Raw genomic sequence first — 24,391 nt, 5'->3', positions numbered from 1 at the left:
TTGCCGCTCAAAGTGGGCGGCCTGGAAAATGGCTTATTCGGCGAGGTCCTGCTCCTCAATGGTGATGTTGTGGTTGGTGAATACGCAGATGTCGGCAGCGATGCCCAGCGCGGTTTCGGCAATTTCACGCGCTGAGAGTTCGGTTTTCATCAACAGGGCGCGGGCGGCGGCTTGAGCGAACGCACCACCGGAACCCATGGCAATCAGGCCATCTTCGGGCTCAACGACGTCGCCGTTGCCGGTAATGATCAGCGAGGCATCTTTGTTGGCAACCGCGAGCATTGCTTCAAGGCGGCTCAGGGAGCGGTCGGTTCGCCATTCTTTCGCCAATTCAACGGCGGCGCGAACCAGATGGCCTTGATGTTTTTCCAACTGGCCTTCAAAACGCTCGAACAGCGTGAAGGCGTCGGCGGTGGCCCCGGCGAACCCGGCGATCACTTCGCCGTGGTATAGGCGCCGCACTTTTTTCGCGTTGCCTTTCATGACGGTATTGCCGAGGGAAACCTGGCCGTCGCCGGCCATGACGACTTTGCCGTTACGGCGCACTGAAACGATGGTGGTCAAGGGAGAGTCTCCACGCAGCGGGGCGAAAATGCCCTAGTGGAAACTCATATGGGGGTGGGGACTGGCATTTCAACCGTGGGGGATGAAAGGGTGAGTGTGGCGGCAGCTTCAAGTTTCAAGCTTTAAGCGGTAAGAAGAACAACATGCCCCCACAGGGCTGCATCAGACCTGTGGGAGTAGGCTTGCCTGCGAAGCATTCAACGCGGTGTTACAGATACACCGTGTAAAGCCATTGGCAGGCAAGCCCGCTCCCACAGGATAGATGTCATGTCCGAATTTACTTACCTTGGCGCTGCTGTAACAACAAGTTGCTAAAGCCGCTGCCGGCCAATTGCTTTTGGGCAATGGTCAGTTGTTCGCGGTTGCTGAACGGGCCGACCAGCACCCGGAACCAGGTTTCATCTTTCACCGTGCCCGACTCAACCTGTACCGCTTGCCCGAGCAAAATAATCTGCGCACGGACTTTATCGGCGTCAGTCTCTTTACGGAACGAACCGGCCTGCAAGAAGAACTTGGTCACGGCTGCCGGACCTGGTTTGACCACCGGCGGTGCCGGCGGCGGAGTGACGCCACTGAGGGCCGCTTGGGCGCGGGCAGTGTCAATTTTCGCCGCCTGCTCCGGGGTGACTGGCGCCACGATGGGCGCAACAATCGGTGGGGTTTTCTCCGGCACCGCTTCGTTGGGCACGATAACTTCCGACTCAGGCAGCAGGGTATAGAAGTCGTATTTGGGCTTCACTGGCGCCTGAGGGCTGGGCGGCACTTTGTTGGCTTCGGCGATTTTTGCCGCTTTAGTTTCTTCTTTGACGCGTTTGACCTCTGCGCCACTCGGTCCGATTTTCATCAGCACAACCACAAAAGCGCCTACCGCAAGGCCAATCGCTAGCCATAACCATCCCGGAATCGGCTTCTTTGCGGGTGCCTGATAACGGCTGGCGCCGCGCTTGGGAGCAGGTTTTTTCTTCACAGCCAACTTACATGCGCTCCAGAGTGTCCAGACCCAAGAGTTCCAGGCCTTGCTTGAGGGTGCGACCGGTTAACGCGGCAAGGCGCAGACGGCTTTGCTGTTGTTCCGGATTTTCCGCACCGAGGATCGGGCAGTTCTCGTAGAAGCTGGAGAACAAACCGGCCAGGTCGTAGACGTAAGCGCACAACACGTGCGGCGTGCCTCTTTCGGCGACGTTATTCAGGGTCTCACCGAATTGCGCCAATCGTGCTGCCAAGTCGGTTTCTTGCGGCGCTTCAAGGACGATCTGCCCTTGGGTGACGTCGAACGGTTTACCGAGCTTGCGGAAAACACCCGCCACGCGGGTGTAGGCATACAGCAGATAGGGGGCGGTGTTGCCTTCGAAGCTGAGCATCTGATCGAAGTTGAAGCTGTAATCGCTTGTGCGGTGTTTGGACAAGTCGGCATATTTCACCGCGCTGATGCCAACGGCCTTTGCAATGCTGCGCAGTTCGTCTTCGGCGACTTCCGGGTTCTTTTCTTTGACCAGGGTGTAGGCGCGTTCCTCTGCTTCATCGAGCAGGTCAACCAGCTTGACGGTGCCGCCGTCACGGGTTTTGAACGGACGGCCGTCAGCGCCGTTCATGGTGCCAAACCCCATGTGTTCCATCTGCATGCCGTTGGTCACAAAGTTGGCACGGCGTGCGACTTCAAATACTTGCTGGAAATGCAACGCCTGTCGTTGGTCGACAAAATACAGCGCCCGATCCGCTTTCAAGACGTTGCTGCGATACCGGATAGCGGCCAGGTCGGTGGTGGCATACAGATAGCCGCCGCCGTTTTTCTGCACAATCACCGGCAGCGGCGTGCCTTCGGCGGTTTTGAATTCTTCAAGGAACACACACTGCGCGCCGTTGCTTTCAACCAGCAGGCCGGTGGTTTTGAGGTCGCTGACAACCTTTGGCAGATCATCGTTGTAGGCGCTTTCGCCCATGACGTCGGCCGAGGTCAGTTTGACGTTGAGGCGTTCGTAGGTTTGTTGGCAATGCAGCAGGGAGATGTCTTTGAAGTGCGCCCACAACGCCAGGCAATCAGGATCACCGGCTTGTAACTTGACCACCAGACCTCGTGCTCGCTCGGCGAACTCTTCGGACTCGTCGAAGCGATGTTTGGCAGCTCGGTAGAAATTTTCCAAGTCTGACAATTCATCACTGGCCGTCGGTTTTTCCTGCAAGTACGCCAGCAACATGCCGAACTGGGTACCCCAGTCACCGACGTGGTTCTGCCGAATGACGGTGTCGCCTAGAAATTCCAGCACATTAGCCACGCCGTCGCCAATGATGGTCGAACGCAAATGCCCGACGTGCATCTCTTTGGCCAGGTTCGGTGCGGACAGATCGACCACTACCCGTTGTGCAGCGCCCACTTTACGCACCGACAGTTGCGGATCGACCAGCGCAGCATCGAGGCGCGCTGCCAGCGCTTGAGTGTTCTGAAAGAAGTTGAGGAAGCCGGGGCCGGCGATGTCCACTTTGCTGACTTGCGAATCGGCAGGCAGGGCAGCGACCAGCTTTTCTGCCAGGTCACGAGGCTTCATGCCGGCAGGTTTGGCCAGCATCATCGCGATATTGCTGGCGAAATCCCCGTGGGTTTTATCCCGCACGTTTTCCACTTGTATCGCCGGGGTCAGCCCTTCAGGCAGTACGCCTTCGTTGACGAGTTGGGTCAGGGCTTGTTGAATCAACTGGCGAATAGTGTCTTTCATGGTGCTCTCTTTCGACCGCAAGCGCGGCGGCGCCTGGATGCGCGGGTGGAAAAACTGGGCATTATCCGTTGCGAGGGCGGCCTTGCCAACCACGACGGATGTGCGGTCTCACAGAGGACTGCGTTTGTGAGTGTTTTGAACTCTGTAGGTACCAGCTTGTTGGCGAAGGCGGTTTGTTGGTTTACCGGCCTTCGCCAACAAGTTGGCTCCACAGAGGGGTGTTGTTTGACGCTCAATACAAATCTACCGGGTCCACATCCAGCGACCAGCGCACTTGTCGGCCGCTGGGCATTTGTTCAAGCACCAATAACCACGCGCTGAGCAGTCTATGCAGCGGCGCACGGGCGCTGGCTTGCAACAGCAACTGTGCGCGATAGCGTCCGGCGCGGCGCTCCATGGGAGCGGGCACCGGGCCCAGGAGCTCAATGGCGCCCAGGTTCATTTCTGCTAACAAGCGCTCGGCTTCGGCGCAGGCATTGTCGAGAAAGCTTTCGGCCTGCCCCGGCTTGTGCGCTTCAGCCCGCAGCAACGCTAGGTGAGAAAACGGTGGCAGGCCCGCAGCACGGCGTTCGCTGAGCGCTTGTTCAGCGAAGGCAAAATAGCCTTGTTCCGTCAGTTGAATCAGCAGTGGGTGGTCGGCCAAATGGGTCTGGATGATCACTCTGCCCGGTTCTTCAGCGCGCCCGGCTCGGCCCGCGACCTGGACGATCAACTGCGCCATGCGTTCGCTGGCGCGGAAGTCGCCGGAAAACAGCCCGCCATCGGCATCCAAAATCGATACCAGCGTTACCCGTGGGAAGTGATGCCCTTTGGCGAGCATTTGCGTGCCGACTAAAATGCACGGCTGACCGCGCTGAATGGTGGCAAATAACTGGTTCATCGCATCTTTACGCGAGGTGCTGTCGCGATCCACCCGCAACACTGGGAAGTCCGGAAACAAAATTCCCAAGCGCTCTTCGGCGCGTTCGGTGCCGGCACCTACCGGACGTAAATCGACTTTGCCGCACGACGGGCAGCGACGCGGCGTGCGCTCGACATGGCCGCAATGGTGACAACGCAGTTCGCCGGAGCGTTGATGTACGGTCATTCTCGCATCACAACGCGGACACTCCGACAGCCAGCCGCAGTCGTGACACAACAGGGTCGGTGCAAATCCACGGCGGTTAAGGAATACCAGCACTTGCTGGCCTGCCGCGAGTGTTTGGCCGATGGCTTGTTGCATCGGCCCGGAAATACCGCTGTCCAGCGGACGGCTTTTGACGTCCAAGCGCAAGAATTTCGGTTGCTGCGCGCCGCCTGCCCGTTGATTCAGGTGCAGTAAACCGTAGCGGCCGGTGTAGGCGTTGTGCAGACTTTCCAGCGACGGCGTAGCCGAGCCGAGCACGATCGGAATGTTCTCCTGCCGCGCCCGAACCAGCGCCAGATCGCGGGCGTGGTAGCGCAGGCCCTCCTGCTGTTTATAGGAACCGTCGTGCTCTTCATCAATGATGATCAGGCCGGGATTTTTCATCGGTGTGAACAGCGCCGAGCGGGTGCCGATAATGATGTCGGCTTCTCCGTCCCGAGCGGCCAACCACGCGTCGAGGCGATCCCGGTCGCTGACGGCCGAATGCACCAGCGCAATGCGCGCGTTAAAACGTTGCTCGAAACGCGCCAAGGTTTGCGGGCCAAGGTTGATCTCGGGGATCAACACCAGCGCCTGCTTGCCCGCTTCAAGGGTTTCGCGGATCAGCTGTAAATAGACTTCGGTCTTTCCGCTGCCGGTCACGCCCGCCAGCAGGAACGAATGAAAGCTGTCGAAGCCGGCGCGAATGGCTTCATACGCAGCGCGCTGTTCCGGGTTCAGCGGCAGTTCCGGTTGTGCGAGCCAGCGTTCATGGCGTTCGCTGGGCGCATGGCGACGCACTTCGACGTGGACCATGTCCTTGGCGAGCAGCAGACTAAGGCTCTCGCGGTTCAGCATTAATTTGCTGAGCAACTGATGCGCAACGCCGTGGGGGTGTTGCGCCAGCGTAGTCAGGGCTTCCCGTTGTTTGGGCGCGCGCGCGATGCGCGGGTCATCCAGCCGGGCGCCGGGGGTCACCTGCCAGAACCGCTCCTGACGAGATTGCGCGGGTTCGCCCTGGCGCAACAGTACCGGCAACGCCCAGCTCAAGGTGTCGCCAAGGCTGTGTTGATAGTATTGCGCGGTCCACAGGCACAGCTTGAACAATGACGGCGGCAGCGGCGCTTCGTGATCCAATATCGCCACGGCGGGCTTGAGCTTTTCAGCCGGCACTTCGCTGTGATCCACCACTTCGATCAAAATGCCGATCATTTCTCGACGCCCGAAAGGCACCCGCACCCGCATTCCGGGTTGCAGCGCGCTACGCAGCACTCCAGGAGGCGCGCGGTAGTCGAATAAACGTCTGAGCGGCGAGGGCAGGGCGAGGCGCAAAATGGCGTCGGGCACGCGGAGGGTTCTCTGTAACGGTCTGTGACGAAGCGGCGATCTTAGCAGACGGCCGGTGTAAAAGTTCGCTTGCGTCCTAGCAATTGTCTGGTAGTATCCGCAGCCTTATTACGTGCGGTATTCAACAATAGTGTTGAGTGGCGGCACGCTAGCCGAGGAAATACCCATGAAAGCTGATATCCATCCAGTATACGAAGCCATTGTCGCCACTTGCAGCTGCGGCAATGTGATCCACACTCGTTCTAACCTCGCCAAGCCAATGAGCCTTGACGTGTGCAACGAGTGCCACCCGTTCTACACCGGCAAGCAGAAGACTCTTGATATCGGCGGCCGCGTCGACAAGTTCAAGTCGCGTTTCGGTGCATTCGGCGCTACAAAAGCTCCTGCCGCAGAAACTGCTGCAGAGTAAATGGTGGGTCTGGGAGGTCCGATGGGCTTCTCCGGACTGCTTAAAAAGGCGTCCCTCGCGGGCGCTTTTTTTATGCCTGCGATTTGGTTGTCTACGGCTCAGGCGCTATGTCCTGCACCTAATACCCTTCCGGTATTCGCCGTTCAGCGGGTGGTAGATGGCGACACCGTGCGCCTTAGTGACGGACGCAGCGTGCGGATGATTGGCTTGAATGCGCCCGAGACCGGTAAGAAAGGCCGTGCTGCCGAGCCATTCGCCGATGCTGCCAAGCGTCGGTTGCAAGCGCTGATCGACGCCAATGACGGTCAAGTCAGTGTGCGGGTCGGGCAGGATCCGAAAGACCATTACGGCCGTACACTGGCCAATATTTTTGGTCGTGAGGGTGAGAACCTTGAGGCGCAGTTGCTGGTCGAGGGGTTGGCCTATCAAGTGGCAATTACGCCGAACGTCGCTTTGTTGGCGTGTCAGCAGGCGGCGGAGCGGGTTGCCCGTCAGGCAGGATTGGGCGTGTGGCGAGTATCCCCGGTGCAGCGTGTGGGGCAAATCAACGCTGGTGGATTTACCCTGGTTACTGGCCGGGTCGCCGATGTTCAGCGTAATGGCGGCGGGCTGTGGATCGAGTTGGAGGGGTCGCTGGTTCTGCGCATAGCGCCAAATCTCCTGAGCCAGTTCGACGTTGCGCAGTTGCTGCGCCTCAAAGGCCAAACACTGGAGGCGCGTGGCTGGGTGATTGACCGTTCCCGCCGTGGTGGTCAGTTCGCAGGTCAGGCGCGATGGATGCTGCCCATCACTCACCCTGCAATGCTCTATCTCCCCGATAGATAAAATTGTAGACAGTCTTGATAGCGGATTGTGAACACTGCAGGCCTTGTGTTCCGTGGCCCTAGGCGTAAAGTCGTAAGCGCTGGGGCTTGACACAAGTGACTGACCAGTCTTGTTAGGACTTTCCATCTTGCGTATCCTCGGCGACCCGTCATCCAACAGTAAAAAAAGCGGAATGCCCACATGTCAGATCTGAAAACTGCCGCTCTCGAATATCACGCCTATCCTCGCCCAGGGAAACTGAGCGTCGAGCTAACAAAGCCAACCGCAACTGCCCGCGATCTGGCCTTGGCTTACAGCCCGGGTGTTGCTGAGCCTGTGCGCGAAATTGCCCGTGATCCTGAACTTGCCTACAAGTACACCGGCAAAGGAAATCTGGTAGCAGTGATTTCCAACGGCACCGCTATCCTTGGCTTGGGTGACCTTGGCCCGCTGGCTTCCAAGCCCGTGATGGAAGGTAAGGGTGTTTTGTTCAAGCGCTTCGCCGGGATCGACGTTTTCGACATCGAAGTCGATGCCGAGAGCCCGCAAGCCTTCATCGATACGGTTAAGCGTATTTCCATTACGTTCGGCGGCATTAACCTCGAAGACATCAAGGCGCCTGAATGTTTTGAAATCGAAAAAGCCCTGATTGAGCAATGTGACATTCCGGTGTTCCATGATGACCAGCACGGCACGGCTATCGTGACTGCGGCCGGTATGATCAACGCTTTGGAAATCGTCGGCAAAACCCTTGAGAGCGCGAAAATCGTGTGCTTGGGTGCTGGCGCTGCGGCCATCTCCTGCATGAAGTTGCTGGTAAGCATGGGCGCAAAAATCGAAAACGTGTTCATGGTCGACCGCACCGGCGTGATTCACTCCGGCCGTACCGATCTGAACCAGTACAAGGCGGTATTCGCTCACGCCACCGAAAAACGCACGCTGTCTGACGCCATGCTTGATGCAGACGTTTTTGTGGGTCTGTCAGGTCCGAACCTGCTCAGCGCCGACAACCTGAAGCTGATGGCGGCTAACCCGATCGTGTTCGCGTGCTCGAACCCGGACCCGGAAATCGCTCCCGAGTTGGCTCACGCCACCCGTGATGACGTGATCATGGCCACAGGCCGTTCGGACTACCCGAACCAGGTCAACAACGTGCTGGGCTTCCCTTTCATCTTCCGTGGCGCACTGGACGTTCGCGCCAAGCGCATCAACGAAGAGATGAAAATCGCCGCGGCTAACGCTTTGCGTCAATTGGCCAAGCTGCCGGTTCCTCAGGAAGTGTGCGACGCGTACGGCGGCATCAAGCTGGAGTTCGGTCGTGAGTACATTATCCCGAAACCAATGGATGCTCGTCTGTTGGGCGTGATTTCCGATGCCGTGGCTAAAGCCGCCATCGAGACCGGCGTTGCAACGCTGCCGTATCCAAAGAACTACCCGCTGAAAAGCGTTGATGACGTTTTCAACGGCTAAGTCTTGATCGCGATGCAAAAAAAACCTCCAGCAATGGAGGTTTTTTTTGGTGCCAATTTCCTGTAGTAGCCAACTTGTTGGCGAAAGGCTTGACGCGGTGTATCAGGTACATCGCCTCGCCAACAAGTTGGCCCCTACGGGGATCAGAATAAATCGATCGGCGCCGATTCATCCGCTGGCAATGGGCTGTTTGGTCCGGTGCCGCTGCCGCCGACTTCATTCACGCTTGGTGGTGTGTCTTCGCTTTTGAACAGCTCGAAGTAGGCGTTAGGCGTTCCCGGTGACGCTGCGCGGCCACTGATCGGATCGACCCGTAAGCTAAGAATGCCTTCAGGTTCGGCCTGAGTATGGGGCGGTTTGTTTTTCAACGCGGCGCTCATGTAGTTCATCCAGATCGGCAGCGCAACCGTCCCGCCAAACTCCTGCCGGCCCAAGCTTTCTGGCTGGTCGAAACCGGTCCAGACGGTGGTGATGTAATCGGCGTTATAACCGGTGAACCACGCGTCTTTGGATTCGTTGGTTGTCCCGGTTTTACCCGCAATGTCTGGACGGTTCATCGACAGGGCGCGGCGGCCGGTGCCTTTCTTGATCACGTCTTCCAGCATGCTGTTCAGGATGTAAGTGGTACGGCCGTCGACTATCCGCTCTGCAACTGCAGGAACCTGAGGATCGGTCGGTGCGGTCGGGGTGGCAGGCGCAACCCCCGGGGTGTCGTTGATGGCAAACGTTGCGGTATCAACCGCGACCTTGGCATCGTTAAGCGGTACGCTCGGCGGGTTGGCAACGAACAGTGTTGCACCGTCACGGTTTTCAATACGCTGGATCAAGTACGGAGCGATTTTGTATCCGCCATTGGCAAACGTGCTCCATCCCGTGGCGATTTCCATTGGCGTCAGCGTTGCCGTTCCAAGCGCCAGCGACAGGTTGCGCGGCAGGTCCTGCTTGTTAAAGCCGAAGCGCGTGATGTAGTTGATCGCGTTCTCGACACCCAAACTTTGCAACAGGCGGATCGACACCAGATTGCGCGACTTATACAGCGCTTCACGCAGACGGATCGGACCCAGGAAGGTGTTGGTGTCGTTCTTCGGACGCCAGACCTTATCCAGGTATTCGTCGACAAACACGATCGGCGCATCGTTGACCAGGCTGGAGGCGGTGAAGCCATTATCCAGCGCCGCGCAGTACAGGAAGGGTTTGAAGCTCGAGCCCGGCTGGCGCTTGGCCTGCAGGGCGCGGTTGTAATTGCTCTGTTCGAACGCGAAACCGCCGACCAGCGCGCGAATAGCGCCGTTTTGCGGATCAAGCGACACCAGTGCGCTCTGTGCTGCCGGGATTTGGCTGAACTTGAGCGAGTCATTGGATTGACGCTGGACGCGAATCAAATCACCGACCTGCGCTACATCAGATGGTTGCGACGGCACTTTGCCCAAACTGTTGGTGTTCAGGTATGGCCGAGCCCATTTCATGGTCTCCCATGCCACGGTCTCTTCTTTGTCGCCGTTGCGGGTCAGGACGTGTAACCCGGTTTTATCAACCTGAGTCACGATGGCGGGCTCTAGTCCACTGATCGGACGCTGTTTGGTCATTTCCAGCACCCACGCTTCATGGGTCTTGCCGGCCAAACGCGTTTCCGGGCCACGGTAGCCGTGTCGTTGGTCGTAGCTGATCAAACCTTCCTGCACTGCAGTGTTGGCGTCTTCCTGGCGATCACTTGGCACCGTGGTAGTGACTCGGAAGCCTTCGGTGTACGCCTCGCTGCCATAACGGCCGACCATCTCGGCACGAGCCATTTCGGCAATATACGGTGCGTTCACTTCCGGTGTCGGCACGTGGTAGCTGGCGTTGATCGGTTCAGCCAATGCAACCTGGTAGGCGTTTTGGTCGATTTTACCCAGTTTGTACATGCGGCCGAGAATCCAGTCGCGGCGTTCTTTGGCGCGTACTGGGTTGGCCAGCGGGTTGAAGCGCGATGGTGCTTTAGGCAGGCCGGCGATCATCGCCATCTGCGCGATGCTCACATCACGAATCGACTTGCCGTAATAAACCTGGGCGGCGGCTTCAATGCCGTACGCACGGTTCCCCAGGTAAATTTTATTGACGTACAACTCAAGGATTTCGTCCTTGGTCAGTTGGCGCTCAATTTGCAGGGCTAAGAGGATTTCATTGGTTTTGCGTGAAAAACTGCGTTCACTCGTCAAAAAGAAGTTCTTCGCGACTTGCATCGTGATGGTGCTGCCGCCGGATTGGATATGGCCGCTTTTGATCAGCTGAGACGCCGCTCGCATAAGGCTGCTGGGGTCTACGCCGTAGTGATTGGCGAAGTTGTCATCTTCGGCAGACAGCAGCGCATTGATGAAATTAGGAGGAATATCGGCAAAACGAATAGGTGAACGGCGCATTTCGCCAAATTCAGCAATCAATTTGCCATCACTGCTATAGACCCGAAGCGGGATCTGTAGCTGAATGCTGCGCAGCGCGTCAACAGACGGCAAGCCGGGGGTCAAGTAGAGGTAGGCGCCGCTTAATACGAGCAGCAGCCCGCAAAATACCGCGACGAATGACCACCAGAAAAACTTCAGCAGGCGTATCAAGGCTTTTGGATTTCCAGATAAAAGAATGGGTTAAGCGAAAGCATCAAAAAAAGAGGCATGCCTTGAAGCTTGGCTTTACGAAAAAAACGCTGGGCATTATAAGCATTTTTCGTGTCCGAGCGTTATTTGCGCTACTGTTCGGGCAGGTGCAAGAGGCATAGGGCGCTAAACAATCCGTAAGTGACGGAAACTCATAGGGAATCGGTTTGTGTTCGAACTCTTCGGTAAGAAGGCCAATACCCTTCTAGGGATCGATATTAGCTCCACCTCGGTAAAACTCCTGGAATTGAGTAGATCCGGCACCCGCTACAAAGTTGAATCGTATGCAGTAGAACCGCTGCCCGCCAACGCTGTAGTAGAAAAGAATATTGCCGAGCTCGAAGGGGTTGGTCAGGCGCTGTCTCGTGTGCTGATCAAGGCCAAGACTAATGTCAAAAATGTGGCGGTTGCAGTGGCCGGTTCTGCGGTCATTACAAAAACCATCGAGATGGATGCTGGCCTGTCAGACGATGACATGGAAAACCAGCTGAAGATCGAGGCTGATCAGTACATTCCCTATCCGCTGGAAGAAGTCGCTATCGACTTTGAAGTGCAGGGTTATTCGGCGCGCAACCCCGAGCGCGTCGAGGTATTGCTGGCTGCCTGCCGCAAGGAGAACGTCGAAGTCCGTGAAGCAGCCTTGGCGCTTGCGGGCCTGACAGCCAAAGTGGTTGACGTAGAAGCGTACGCATTGGAGCGTTCCTTTGGCCTTCTTACCGCGCAGCTTGGCCATGATCACGAGCAACTGACCGTGGCAGTGGTCGATATCGGCGCCACCATGACCACCTTGAGCGTTCTGCACAGCGGTCGAATTATCTATACCCGCGAGCAACTGTTCGGTGGCCGCCAACTCACTGAAGAAATTCAACGACGCTACGGCCTCGTAGTGGAGGAGGCTGGCCTGGCGAAGAAGCAAGGCGGGCTGCCCGACGACTACGTGACCGAAGTGCTGCAGCCGTTCAAGGATGCGGTGGTTCAACAAGTGTCGCGTTCGTTGCAGTTCTTCTTTGCTGCTGGCCAATACAACAGCGTGGATTACATCATGCTGGCAGGCGGTACCGCCTCGATTGCGGGTCTGGATCATTTGATTCAACAACGCATCGGCACGCCAACACTGGTCGCCAACCCCTTCGCTGATATGGCGCTGAGCAGCAAAGTCAATGCCGGGGCCTTGGCCAGTGATGCACCGGCATTGATGATTGCCTGTGGTCTCGCGCTGAGGAGTTTCGACTAATGGCGCGGATTAACTTACTGCCGTGGCGTGAGCAACTGCGCGAAGAGCGAAAAAAACGCTTCCTGACAGCCCTTGTCGGCGTATTGGTCATTGCCGTTGGTGTGGTCTTTCTGGGTGATCAATACATCAGCAATTCCATTGAGCACCAGGCTGCGCGCAACGCCTTCATACAGAAAGAAATTGTTCAGCTCGACCAGCGAATCAAAGAAATCAGTGAGTTGAAAGCGCGTCGCAAGCAATTGCTGGAACGGATGAAGATCATCCAGGACCTGCAAGGCAACCGTCCAATCATCGGTCGAGTTTTTGACCAACTGGCCCGCACGCTGCCCGATGGCGTGTATTTCACTGAAGTAAAAATGACGGACAAGCTCATTGGTATTTCCGGTGCTGCGGAGTCGAACAACCGCGTTTCCGACTTGATGCGTAATCTCGAAGCGTCCGACTGGCTTGAAGGCCCGAGTCTGACCGAGGTCAAGGCCACCACTGCCGGGGGGGTCGATCAAGCGAATACGTTCCAGCTGACCGTGCGCCAAACTCAGCCACAAGTTGAGGGGGGTAAACGATGAAGCCTGGAGAATGGCTGGACAGCCTGCGCAAGATCGATTTCAACGACCTGGACTTGAACAATCTCGGTTCATGGCCTGCGGCGGTCAAGACCATCGCTGGTGCGCTGGTTTTGATTATCGTGCTGGCGCTGGGTTACAACTTTTACCTGAAGGACCTACAGGATCAACTCGACCAGTCACTGGCCAGTGAGGTCACGCTCAAGGAGCAGTTCTCTACCAAGGCCTATCAGGCAGCGAACCTGAATGCCTACAAAATACAAATGAAGGAAATGGAGAACTCGTTCGGCGCACTGCTGCGGCAGTTGCCCAGCGACACTGAGGTGCCGGGACTGCTTGAAGATATCACCCGAACGGGGTTGGGCAGTGGGCTGGAGTTTGAAGAGATCAAGTTGCTGCCAGAAGTGACCCAGCAGTTCTACATCGAACTGCCGATTCAAATCACTGTGGTCGGGGCTTATCACGACCTGGCTACCTTCGCCAGCGGCGTTGCCAGCCTGCCGCGAATCGTGACGCTGCACGACTTCCAGATCAAACCGGTCGAGCCCGGCGGTACGCAAAAATTGCGTATGAGCATTCTGGCCAAGACCTACCGTTACAACGACAAAGGGCAGCAGAAATGAGGGCCACTGGACTGTTGTGCATCAGTGTCACCTTGATCAGCCTGGCCGGTTGCGACAACGCTAATCAGTTTGGCGACTTGCAGACCTACATGGACGAGGTGCGCGCTCGCCCTACCGGCGTGATCGAACCTCTGCCGAAATTTCGTCCTTATGAAGCGTTTTCCTACAGCGCCGCCGCACTGCGCAGTCCGTTTCAGCCGCCGATCAAGGTTGACTTGACCAAGCGTCAAAAAGGTTCGAAGGAAGTTAAGCCGGATGAAACTCGGGTTAAGCAGTTCCTCGAAGGGTTCAACATCGAGCAATTCGAAATGGTAGGCACGATGGCCAACCTCTCGGGAACCTTTGCCCTGGTACGTGGCGCGGGTGGTGTGTATCGGATGAAGGTCGGCGACTACTTGGGCCGCAATGACGGACGCATCGTTGCAATCAGTGATTCGCAGGTCGATGTGGTTGAATTAGTTCCTGATGGAGAGGGCGCATGGCTAGAGCGGCCACGCATTATTTCCCTCAAAGAGAAATCATAAAAGGGTGGAGCCAAGCATGTACAACACCCTCGGATCAGCACAACGGAATTTGATCATGAACAGGATTTTCTCGGTTATCGGCGTTTCGCTTTGGGTCGCGATGATATCGCCGATGCTCGAAGCTGCCAGCTTGAAAACGCTGGATGTTGCGGCGTTGCCGGGAGACCGCGTAGAGCTGAAGTTGACCTTCGACGGGCCGATCCCCGTTCCGCGTGGCTATACCACCGAGCAACCGGCGCGGATTGCGTTGGACTTGCCTGGCGTGACCAGTCAGTTGGCGAGCAAGACTCGCGAGTTGGGCGTAGGGAATGCCCGCAGCGTGGTAGTGGTCGAAGCTAAAGACCGTACGCGGGTGATCATTAACATGACCACGCTTGCGCCTTATAGCTCGCGGGTCGATGGCAACAACCTGTTCTTGGTGGTGGGTCAGGGCGCCGCGACGGCTCAACGCTCCCAGCCAAGTACTGCCACGGGTGCAGCGCGGGTTTCGGTACCTGCCGCTGCTCCGGCTAAATCCTATGCCGCAGTGGGTAAGGCGATCAAGAACATCGACTTCCAGCGCGGCGAGTTGGGCGAGGGTAACGTAGTCATCGAGTTGACCGACTCGGGCATCGCTCCAGACATCCAGGAGCAGGGCGGTAAAATTCGCGTGGATTTTGCCAAGACCCAATTGCCGGACCCTTTGCGCGTTCGGCTGGATGTGAAAGATTTCGCAACACCAGTGCAGTTCGTCACCGCCAGCGCGACGGGTGACAAAGCCAGTATCAATATTGAGCCAACCGGGGCGTTCGATTACTCGGCCTACCAGACCGATAACAAGCTGACCATCAGCGTGCGTCCGTTGAGCAACGATGATGTGGATCGTCGCAACCTCGACAAGCTGGTCTACACCGGCGAAAAGCTTTCGCTGAACTTCCAGGACATCGACGTGCGCTCGGTCCTGCAGTTGATTGCCGATTTTACCAACCTCAACCTAGTGGCCAGCGACACGGTGCAGGGCGGGATTACCTTGCGTTTGCAGAACGTGCCGTGGGATCAGGCGCTGGATTTGGTGCTGAAAACCAAAGGCCTGGATAAGCGCAAAGTGGGCAACGTATTGCTAGTCGCGCCGGCAGACGAAATCGCTGCCCGTGAGCGGCAGGAGCTGGAGTCGATGAAGCAAATTGCCGAGCTGGCACCGCTACGCCGCGAGCTGCTGCAAGTGAACTACGCCAAAGCCGCTGATATTGCCAAGCTATTCCAGTCAGTCACCAGCGCCGAAGCTAAAACCGAAGAGCGCGGCTCGATTACCGTGGATGATCGGACTAACAACATTATTGCCTACCAGACCCAGGATCGACTCGATGAGTTGCGCCGAATTGTCTCGCAGTTGGACATCCCGGTACGTCAGGTGATGATCGAAGCGCGGATCGTCGAAGCCAACGTCGGTTACGACAAGGCGCTGGGCGTGCAATGGGGCGGTTCGACCAATGCTAGCGGAAACGGCAAAACGACAGTGGGCGGCTCCGGTCTGGTGACGACGCCCACGGGCACTACTCCAAACCTCAATTCTCCGTATGTCGATCTGGGCGCAGCCAATGCGACCTCCGGAATCGGTATTTCCTTCCTGACCAACAATACGTTGCTGGACCTTCAGCTCAGCGCCATGGAGAAGACCGGAAACGGCGAAGTAGTTTCCCAGCCGAAAGTTGTCACCTCTGACAAGGAAACGGCGAAAATCCTGAAAGGTACGGAAGTCCCGTATCAGGAGGCCAGCTCCAGCGGTGCAACCTCCGTATCCTTTAAAGAGGCTGCGTTGTCTTTGGAGGTAACCCCGCAGATCACGCCGGATAACCGCATCATCATGGAGGTCAAGGTGACCAAGGATGAGCCGGACTACGTCAATACCGTGCTCGGCGTACCGCCGATCAAGAAAAACGAAGTGAATGCCAAGGTGCTCGTAGCGGACGGTGAAACCATCGTGATTGGTGGCGTATTCTCCAACACCCAAAGTAAAACCGTTGAAAAGGTGCCATTTTTGGGTGATGTGCCGTATGTTGGCCGCCTTTTCCGGCGCGACGTAGTCTCGGAAGCGAAATCCGAACTGCTGGTGTTTCTTACCCCGCGTATCATGAATAACCAGGCGATTGCTGTGAGTCGTTGATTCTGTGCGAAATATAATACTTGTAGGGCCGATGGGGGCGGGCAAAAGCACCATCGGTCGATTGCTGTCCAAAGAGTTGCGCTTGCCGTTCAAAGATTCCGACAAGGAAATTGAACTGCGTTCCGGTGCCAACATTCCGTGGATTTTCGACAAAGAGGGCGAGCCAGGCTTCCGCGATCGCGAACAGCAAATGATTGCTGAACTGTGCGAGGCCGACGGCATCGTGCTCGCCACCGGTGGCGGAGCAGTCATGCGCAGCGAGAATCGCCAGGCGCTCCATGCGGGTGGGCGCGTGGTGTATTTGCATGCCTCGGTAGAGCAACAAGTCGGGCGCACTGCCCGTGACCGTAACCGACCTTTGTTGCGAACCGCCGACCCCGCCCGCGTGCTGCGCGAACTGCTGGAAATCCGTGATCCGCTCTATCGAGAAATCGCTGATTTGGTGGTGGAAACCGATGAGCGGCCGCCGCGAATGGTGGTATTACACATTTTGGCCCGCTTGGCCGAACTCGCTCCCCGTTAAAGCGTGGAGCGAAATGCGTTATCCTCCGTCACTCACCCTTGGCATAAAAAACAGCGTTGCGATGTGGCGTAAAGCCATGATTTTTATAGCAGCCATGATTTCATAATCAGACTCAGAGATGACGCGGCAGGCGCACTCTTTATCAGCGTGGGGACACATGCAGACACTTACGGTCGAGCTGGGCGAACGAAGCTACCCGATTCACATTGGCGAAGGCTTGCTGGATCGGCCTGAACTGCTGGCGCCACACATTGCCGGACGGCAGGTGGCGATTGTTTCCAATGCGACCGTTGCGCCCCTTTACCTTGAGCGACTGACCCGCACGCTGAGCAATTACAACGTGTTGCCGGTGGTGCTTGCTGACGGCGAAGCGTTCAAGAACTGGGAAACCCTGCAAACCATTTTCGATGCTCTGCTCACTGCACGGCATGATCGCCGCACCACGGTTATTGCCTTGGGTGGCGGCGTGATCGGCGACATGGCCGGTTTTGCAGCCGCCTGTTATCAGCGCGGCGTAGATTTCATTCAGATTCCAACCACTTTGTTGTCCCAGGTCGATTCGTCCGTGGGTGGTAAAACCGGGATCAATCATCCGCTAGGCAAAAACATGGTGGGCGCGTTTTATCAGCCCAATGTTGTACTGATCGACACCACCACCCTGAACACCTTGCCTGAGCGTGAGCTGTCGGCCGGATTGGCGGAAGTCATCAAATACGGCCTTATCTGCGATGAGCCGTTTCTGACCTGGATTGAAGAAAACGTTGACCAGTTGCGCGCCCTCGACCAAGCGGCGCTGACGGTTGCCATCGAGCGCTCTTGCTCGGCAAAAGCGGCAGTCGTCGGTGTTGACGAGCGCGAGACCGGCAGCCTTCGAGCAACGCTGAATCTGGGCCACACCTTTGGGCATGCCATTGAGACCCATATGGGTTACGGCGTATGGCTGCATGGCGAAGCGGTTGCAACAGGTACGGTCATGGCACTCGAGATGTCCGCCCGCCTGGGCTGGATCACCCAGCAGGAGCGTGATCGCGGTATTCGCTTGTTTCAGCGCGCTGGATTGCCGGTAGTACCGCCGGAAAACATGACCGAGGAGGATTTCCTCGAACACATGGCCATTGACAAGAAAGTCATCGACGGACGTTTGCGTCTGGTCCTGCTACGGCGGATTGGCGAAGCTGTCGTGACGGCCGATTATCCGAAAGAAGTATTACAGGCCACGCTGGGAACGGACTACCGGACCCTGGTGGATCAGCTTAGAGGTTAATGAAAAATCCATGACTAGTTTGCATGCCGACGAGGCCTTTCTCGGCCATTACCAGTTGAGTCATGACCCCTTTGCAACGCGGGTACCTGGCTTCAAATTTTTCCCGGCGCAGCGTAAACCGGTACTCGGCCAGCTCCATCACCTGGCGCGCTACAGCGAGTTATTGTTAGTCGTCACTGGCCCCCAAGGCAGCGGCAAGACGTTATTGCGTCAAGCTCTTGTGGCCAGCACCAATAAGCAGTCGGTGCAAAGTGTGGTCATATCGGCACGCGGTGCCACCGATGCCACAGGTGTACTTCGTCAGGTTGCCCAAGCCCTTGGTGTCGTTCAGCCAGAGATGCGCGCGATCCTGTCGCAGGTCGTGCAGCTGGCGTTGACCGGGCAAGAAGTCTATTTATTGGTCGACGATGCCGAACAACTTGGGGAATCCGCACTCGAAGCCTTGCTTGGGTTGGCCGTGGGGACGCAAGAAGGTCGTCCGCATGTCTTCCTGTTTGGCGAGTCGTCGTTGATCGACCGCCTGGATCAGCTCGGCGCAGAGGAAGTGCAAGAGCAAGAACGCTTCCACGTCATCGAGTTGCAACCCTACACCGAAGAGGAAACGCGCGAGTACCTGGCTCAGCGACTGGACGGTGCCGGTCAAGGCATCGAATTGTTCACGGCTGATCAGATTGCCGATATTCACGAGCATTCCAGCGGCTGGCCGGGCGCGATCAACCAGGTCGCCCGCGATGCCATGATCGAAGCCATGATCGCTAGCCGCACGGCGGTTAAGCGTCCAAGTATGGGGTTCAAGATGCCAAAGAAACATGTACTGGCTTTAGGAGCCGTCGTTGTCGTCGGAATATTGGCCGCATGGCTGATGCCGGGCCGTAACGCCAATAACACCGCCACGGCGCCTGCCGCCACCGCGCCGGTCAATGCTCAGGCGCAGTTGCCACTCGGTCAGGGCCAGCCTGCCGCTCAGCAATCGAATAATCAGGGTGGTCCAGCGATTGAGTTCGCCGGCAATTCACAACCCATGCCATTACCATTGGTGGGCAAGTCGCAGCCGGTCATGCGCGGTCCGCTGGCTGAAGCCGCGGGCGGTAGCGATGGTGACGAAGGCGGCCCGGCGGGCAATCTTCAGCCGCCCACCGTGACTACCACCGCGCCACCGGTTGGCGTTCCTGCTGGCCCGGCACCAACGGCTGCACCTGTTGCTACTCGCGCTGTCCCGGTCGCGGCTGCCAAGTCGGCGCCAGTTGCCAAGCCTGCGTCGGTTCAAGTCGCTACGGCCAAACCAGCGCCGAAGGTTGCAGAGAAACCAGTGGCCGCTGCGGCCAAGCCAGCTGTTGGCGGTAACTGGTACGCCGGTCAGGCGCCGGGCAACTACGTCGTGCAAATCCTGGGCACCAGTTCCGAAACCACCGCTCAGACCTATGTTCACGAACAAGGCGGCGAATACCGTTATTTCAAGAAAACCCTGCAGGGCAAACCCTTGTATGTCGTGACCTACGGCAATTTTTCTACCCACGCAGCTGCTAGCGCAGCCATCAAGGTATTGCCAGCCAAGGTTCAGGCTGGTAAACCTTGGCCTCGTACTGTCGCCAGCATCCAACAGGAACTGGCCGCAAGTCGCTGATATGCTGGCGGCCTGCGCTAAAAGCGTGGGTCGCCGATACGGCACTCCCGAAATCTCGCGTGAGCGTGCTGCTTAACCGCAGCGCGCCTTCTGGTGTCTGTGTTACAGGCATAAGCGATGATTTAGGGCAGTCTGGTCGATTTCATAAAAAAGACTTTGACTAGCACAACTTCTAGCTTTAAACCTTTCATCAATGCGACATAGATTTGCGACTGTTCGTCGCCGAGTTTGTGAGCTTTTGTGTCGGTGTGTACAATGACCTCCCTTTTGCCCCCGCAAAGCTGGCGAACGTCTGGCGCGGTTGGTAACTGATTGAATTGAAAAGAAAATTGCCTCAAAAAGAGGCAGCCTGGTGAGAAAGTGTCTATGAAAGCAGGTCTGTACCATCCAGATGAGTTCAAGGATAACTGTGGTTTTGGCCTGATCGCCCATATGCAGGGCGAGGCGAGCCATAACCTGTTGCAGACGGCCATCGAAGCCCTGACCTGCATGACCCACCGTGGTGGGATCAATGCTGACGGCAAGACCGGCGATGGCTGTGGTCTGCTGATTCAAAAACCCGATGCGTTTTTGCGGGCCATGGCCCAGCAACATTTCGATGTAGAGTTGCCCAAGCAGTACGCCGTCGGCATGGTGTTCCTCAATCAGGACACGGCCAAAGCAGACGCTGCGCGCGAAAACATGAACCGTGAGATTCTGGCTGCCGGTCTGCAATTGATCGGCTGGCGTAAAGTTCCGATTGATACCAGCGTACTCGGCCGTCTGGCCCTGGAGCGTCTGCCGCAAATCGAGCAGGTCTACATCGGTGGCGAAGGCCTCAGCGATCAAGCGTTCGCGATCAAATTGTTCAGCTCCCGTCGTCGCTCGTCAGTGGCCAACGCCGCCGACAGCGAGCATTACGTGTGCAGCTTTTCGCACAAGACCATCATTTATAAAGGCCTGATGATGCCGGCCGATTTGACGGCCTTTTTCCCAGACCTCCGTGACGAACGCCTGCAAACCGCGATTTGCGTGTTTCACCAGCGTTTCTCGACCAACACCCTGCCGAAATGGCCGCTGGCACAGCCTTTTCGCTTTCTCGCCCACAACGGCGAGATCAACACCATCACCGGGAACCGCAACTGGGCCCAGGCCCGTCGCACCAAGTTCGCTAACGAACTGATGCCGGACCTGGAAGAGCTTGGCCCGCTTGTAAACAGCGTAGGTTCCGACTCATCGAGCATGGACAACATGCTTGAGCTGATGGTGACCGGTGGTATCGACCTGTTCCGTGGCGTGCGAATGCTGATTCCGCCTGCGTGGCAAAATGCCGACACCATGGACGCCGAACTGCGTGCGTTCTACGAATACAACTCCATGCACATGGAACCGTGGGATGGCCCTGCCGGTGTCGTAATGACCGATGGTCGTCACGCGGTGTGCCTGCTCGACCGTAACGGTCTGCGTCCGGCACGTTGGGTCACCACCAAAAACGGTTACATCACCCTGGCATCGGAAATCGGTGTCTGGAACTACAAGCCTGAAGACGTCATTGCCAAAGGCCGTGTCGGTCCTGGGCAGATTTTCGCGGTGGACACTGAGACCGGCCAGATCCTGGATACCGACTCCATCGACAACCGCTTGAAATCGCGCCATCCGTACAAGCAATGGCTGCGCAAGAATGCCCTGCGCATCCAGGCCAACCTGGTCGATGATCAAGGTGAAGCCAGCTACGACTCGGACCAGCTCAAGCAATACATGAAGATGTTCCAGGTGACGTTCGAAGAGCGTGATCAGGTGCTGCGTCCGTTGGCCGAACAAGGCCAGGAAGCCGTCGGTTCCATGGGTGATGACACGCCGATGGCCGTGCTGTCCCAGCGCGTGCGCTCGCCTTATGACTACTTCCGTCAGCAGTTCGCGCAGGTGACTAACCCGCCCATCGATCCGCTGCGTGAAGCCATCGTCATGTCGTTGGAGATCTGCCTCGGTGCCGAGCGCAACATCTTCCAGGAATCGCCTGAGCACGCGTCACGGGTGATTCTCAGCTCGCCGGTTATTTCCCCGCCGAAGTGGCGTGCGCTGATGACCCTGGAACGTCCGGGTTTCGAGCGTTATTTCATCGACCTGAACTACGACGAAAGCGTTGGCCTTGAAGCGGCGATTCTGAACATCGCCGATCAGGCTGAAGAAGCCGTGCGTGCGGGCAAAACTCAGTTGGTACTGAGCGATCGCCATATCGCCCCCGGCAAGCTGCCAGCTCACGCTGCATTGGCAGTCGGCGCGGTACACCATCGCCTGACCGAAAAAGGCCTGCGTTGCGACAGCAACATCCTGATTGAAACCGCCACAGCCCGAGACCCGCACCATTTCGCGGTGTTGATCGGTTTTGGCGCTTCAGCGGTTTACCCGTTCCTCGCGTACGAAGTATTGGCCGACCTGATCCGTACCGGCGAAGTGCTCGCGGACCTGGACGAAGCGTTCAAGTACTACCGCAAAGGCATCTCCAAAGGGTTGCTGAAAATCCTGTCGAAGATGGGTATCTCAACCGTTGCGTCCTACCGTGGCGCGCAATTGTTCGAAGCCATCGGCTTGGCCGACGAGATCGTCAATCAGAGCTTCCGTGGTGTGCCGAGCCGGATTAAAGGCGCGCGCTTTATCGACCTCGAGGCCGAGCAGAAACTGCTTGCCGTCGAAGCCTGGAGCCCGCGGAAGTCGATCCAGCAAGGCGGCCTTCTCAAGTTTGTGCACGGCGGTGAATACCACGCCTACAACCCTGAAGTGGTCACTACCCTGCAAGCCGCCGTGCAGCAAGGGGACTACAGCAAGTTTAAGGAATACACCACGCTGGTGGACACCCGTCCGGTGTCGATGATTCGCGACATGTTCAAGCTCAAGACCCTTGACCAGCCGTTGGCGATTGAAGAAATCGAGCCGCTGGACAAGATTCTCAAGCGTTTCGACTCGGCAGGCATCTCTCTCGGCGCGCTGTCGCCTGAAGCTCACGAAGCCCTGGCCGAAGCCATGAACCGCCTGGGTGCGCGCTCTAACTCCGGCGAAGGCGGCGAAGATCCTGCGCGTTACGGCACGATCAAAAGCTCGAAGATCAAGCAAGTCGCGACCGGCCGTTTTGGCGTTACCGCCGAATACCTGGTCAATGCTGAAGTGATGCAGATCAAAGTCGCGCAGGGCGCCAAGCCCGGCGAAGGTGGTCAACTGCCAGGCGGCAAGGTCAACGGTTTGATTGCCAAGCTGCGTTATGCAGTGCCTGGCGTGACCCTGATTTCGCCGCCACCGCACCACGACATCTACTCCATCGAAGATTTGTCGCAGCTGATTTTTGACTTGAAACAAGTCAACCCGGCAGCGCTGGTTTCGGTCAAGTTGGTCGCGGAAGCGGGCGTCGGTACCATCGCGGCCGGCGTCGCCAAGGCGTACGCCGACCTGATCACTATTTCCGGCTACGACGGCGGAACCGGTGCATCGCCGCTGACCTCGATCAAATACGCGGGCGCTCCGTGGGAACTCGGCTTGGCCGAAACTCACCAGACCCTGCGTGGCAACGACCTGCGCGGCAAGGTCCGGGTGCAAACCGATGGTGGTTTGAAAACCGGCCTCGACGTGATCAAGGCTGCGATCCTCGGCGCCGAAAGCTTCGGCTTCGGTACCGCGCCAATGATTGCGCTGGGCTGCAAATACTTGCGTATCTGCCACCTGAACAACTGCGCCACCGGGGTTGCCACCCAAAACGAAAAGCTGCGCAAAGATCACTACATTGGCACGGTCGACATGGTGATCAACTTTTTCACCTTCGTCGCCGAAGAGACGCGTGAGTGGTTGGCCAAGTTGGGCGTGCGTAGCCTCGAAGAACTGATCGGCCGCACGGACCTGCTGGAAATCCTGCCGGGCGAAACTGCCAAGCAGCAGCAATTGGACCTGACGCCACTGTTGGGCAGCGATCACATCCCTGCCGACAAAGCTCAGTTCTGCACCGTGGACCGCAATCCGCCGTTCGACAAAGGCTTGCTGGCCGAGAAAATGGTCGAGCTGGCCAAACCAGCCATTGTCGAACTTAGCGGCGCCGAGTTTTCACTGGATATCTGTAACTGCGACCGCTCCATCGGCGCGCGGATTTCCGGTGAAGTGGCCAAGCTGCACGGCAACCACGGCATGGACAACGCCCCAATCACGTTCCGCTTTAAAGGCACGGCCGGGCAAAGCTTCGGCGTGTGGAACGTCGGCGGCTTGAACATGTACCTCGAAGGCGACGCTAACGACTACGTGGGTAAAGGCATGGCTGGCGGCAAGCTGGTCATCGTTCCACCGGTTGGCAGTGCGTTCAAGACTCAGGACAGCGCCATCATCGGCAACACCTGCTTGTACGGCGCAACCGGTGGCAAGTTGTTTGCTGCTGGTACCGCAGGCGAGCGTTTCGGTGTACGTAACTCCGGCGCCCACGCGATTGTCGAAGGCACTGGCGATCACTGCTGCGAATACATGACGGGCGGTTTCATCTGCGTGCTGGGCAAAACCGGTAACAACTTCGGTTCCGGCATGACCGGTGGTTTCGCCTACGTGCTGGACCAAGACAACACCTTCGTCGACAAGGTTAACCACGAGTTGGTGGAAATCCAGCGGATCAGCGGCGAATCTATGGAAGCCAACCGCAGCCATTTGCAGCGTGTATTGGCCGAATATGTCGAGGAAACCAACAGCGAGTGGGGCCGTAACCTCTCGGAAAACCTCGATGACTATTTGCGTCGGTTCTGGTTGGTGAAGCCTAAAGCAGCGAGCTTGAAATCGCTGCTGTCCAGTACCCGAGCGAATCCGGAATAAGAGCAGCCATAAGCTTCAAGCCCCAAGCTGCAGTTTGAAGC

General features: G+C 57.4%; 17 protein-coding genes. 12 read left to right on the top strand and 5 right to left on the bottom strand.

What is annotated here, in order from left to right:
• Nucleotides 1-33 precede the first annotated feature (33 nt).
• The 4 genes from hslV to RHM59_RS14715 all read right to left on the bottom strand — a co-directional run bounded on the left by hslV (nt 34) and on the right by RHM59_RS14715 (nt 5,727).
• Nucleotides 34-564, bottom strand: a complete 531-nt coding sequence (hslV, locus tag RHM59_RS14730; protein ID WP_322167234.1) for an ATP-dependent protease subunit HslV — start codon at nt 562-564, stop codon at nt 34-36.
• A gap of 277 nt (nt 565-841) precedes the next feature.
• Complete coding sequence (locus tag RHM59_RS14725) at nt 842-1,537, bottom strand: SPOR domain-containing protein (RefSeq protein WP_322167235.1); 696 nt, start codon at nt 1,535-1,537, stop codon at nt 842-844.
• A gap of 1 nt (nt 1,538) precedes the next feature.
• On the bottom strand, nt 1,539-3,275 hold the full coding sequence (argS, locus tag RHM59_RS14720) for an arginine--tRNA ligase (protein ID WP_322167236.1): 1,737 nt from the start codon (nt 3,273-3,275) through the stop codon (nt 1,539-1,541).
• A 232-nt stretch (nt 3,276-3,507) separates the two neighbouring features.
• On the bottom strand, nt 3,508-5,727 hold the full coding sequence (locus RHM59_RS14715; protein WP_322224528.1) for a primosomal protein N': 2,220 nt from the start codon (nt 5,725-5,727) through the stop codon (nt 3,508-3,510).
• 166 nt (nt 5,728-5,893) lie between these two features.
• Between RHM59_RS14715 and rpmE the strand changes: the two genes are divergently transcribed.
• The 3 genes from rpmE (at nt 5,894) to RHM59_RS14700 (ending at nt 8,410) form a co-directional block, all read left to right on the top strand.
• Entirely contained in the window at nt 5,894-6,136 is a 243-nt protein-coding gene (rpmE, locus tag RHM59_RS14710; protein WP_322167238.1) for a 50S ribosomal protein L31, read from the top strand.
• Between the two features lie 21 nt (nt 6,137-6,157).
• Nucleotides 6,158-6,961: a thermonuclease family protein gene (locus RHM59_RS14705; protein WP_322224526.1), complete on the top strand. Its 804-nt coding sequence runs from the start codon at nt 6,158-6,160 to the stop codon at nt 6,959-6,961.
• Nucleotides 6,962-7,141: 180 nt separating this feature from the next.
• A complete protein-coding gene (locus RHM59_RS14700) occupies nt 7,142-8,410 on the top strand; it encodes a malic enzyme-like NAD(P)-binding protein (RefSeq protein ID WP_322167240.1) in 1,269 nt (422 codons plus the stop codon).
• A gap of 143 nt (nt 8,411-8,553) precedes the next feature.
• Here RHM59_RS14700 and RHM59_RS14695 read toward each other — a convergent pair whose 3' ends face one another.
• Nucleotides 8,554-10,998, bottom strand: coding sequence for a penicillin-binding protein 1A (locus RHM59_RS14695; RefSeq protein ID WP_416194780.1), 2,445 nt, complete (start codon nt 10,996-10,998; stop codon nt 8,554-8,556).
• 211 nt (nt 10,999-11,209) lie between these two features.
• Here RHM59_RS14695 and RHM59_RS14690 point away from each other — a divergent pair, with 211 nt between their 5' ends.
• From RHM59_RS14690 to gltB, 9 genes are all read left to right on the top strand, one after another.
• Entirely contained in the window at nt 11,210-12,274 is a 1,065-nt protein-coding gene (locus RHM59_RS14690; protein WP_322167242.1) for a pilus assembly protein PilM, read from the top strand.
• Complete coding sequence (locus tag RHM59_RS14685) at nt 12,274-12,840, top strand: PilN domain-containing protein (protein ID WP_322167243.1); 567 nt, start codon at nt 12,274-12,276, stop codon at nt 12,838-12,840. The genes RHM59_RS14690 and RHM59_RS14685 overlap by 1 nt, the downstream gene beginning before the upstream one ends.
• Entirely contained in the window at nt 12,837-13,460 is a 624-nt protein-coding gene (gene pilO / locus RHM59_RS14680; protein WP_322167244.1) for a type 4a pilus biogenesis protein PilO, read from the top strand. Before RHM59_RS14685 ends, pilO begins: the two co-directional genes overlap by 4 nt.
• Nucleotides 13,457-13,984 carry a type 4a pilus biogenesis lipoprotein PilP gene (pilP, locus tag RHM59_RS14675; protein WP_322184269.1) on the top strand — a complete coding sequence of 176 codons (528 nt, stop codon included), beginning with the start codon at nt 13,457-13,459 and terminating at the stop codon, nt 13,982-13,984. Before pilO ends, pilP begins: the two co-directional genes overlap by 4 nt.
• Before the next feature lie 55 nt (nt 13,985-14,039).
• Nucleotides 14,040-16,127: a type IV pilus secretin PilQ gene (gene pilQ / locus RHM59_RS14670; RefSeq protein ID WP_322224523.1), complete on the top strand. Its 2,088-nt coding sequence runs from the start codon at nt 14,040-14,042 to the stop codon at nt 16,125-16,127.
• 4 nt (nt 16,128-16,131) lie between these two features.
• Nucleotides 16,132-16,650: a shikimate kinase AroK gene (gene aroK / locus RHM59_RS14665; RefSeq protein ID WP_322167247.1), complete on the top strand. Its 519-nt coding sequence runs from the start codon at nt 16,132-16,134 to the stop codon at nt 16,648-16,650.
• 157 nt (nt 16,651-16,807) lie between these two features.
• The gene (gene aroB, locus RHM59_RS14660; protein WP_322167248.1) at nt 16,808-17,914 is read left to right on the top strand and encodes a 3-dehydroquinate synthase; all 1,107 of its coding nucleotides are present in this window, start codon (nt 16,808-16,810) and stop codon (nt 17,912-17,914) included.
• A gap of 10 nt (nt 17,915-17,924) precedes the next feature.
• Nucleotides 17,925-19,538: an AAA family ATPase gene (locus RHM59_RS14655; RefSeq protein WP_322224521.1), complete on the top strand. Its 1,614-nt coding sequence runs from the start codon at nt 17,925-17,927 to the stop codon at nt 19,536-19,538.
• 366 nt (nt 19,539-19,904) lie between these two features.
• The gene (gene gltB, locus RHM59_RS14650) at nt 19,905-24,350 is read left to right on the top strand and encodes a glutamate synthase large subunit (protein ID WP_322224519.1); all 4,446 of its coding nucleotides are present in this window, start codon (nt 19,905-19,907) and stop codon (nt 24,348-24,350) included.
• Nucleotides 24,351-24,391: the final 41 nt, after the last annotated feature.

The organism is Pseudomonas sp. MH10 (genome assembly GCF_034353045.1).
Lineage (GTDB): Bacteria > Pseudomonadota > Gammaproteobacteria > Pseudomonadales > Pseudomonadaceae > Aquipseudomonas.
The sequence above is the reverse complement of the archived record's forward strand: the minus strand, read 5'-3'. Positions and strand labels throughout refer to the sequence as shown.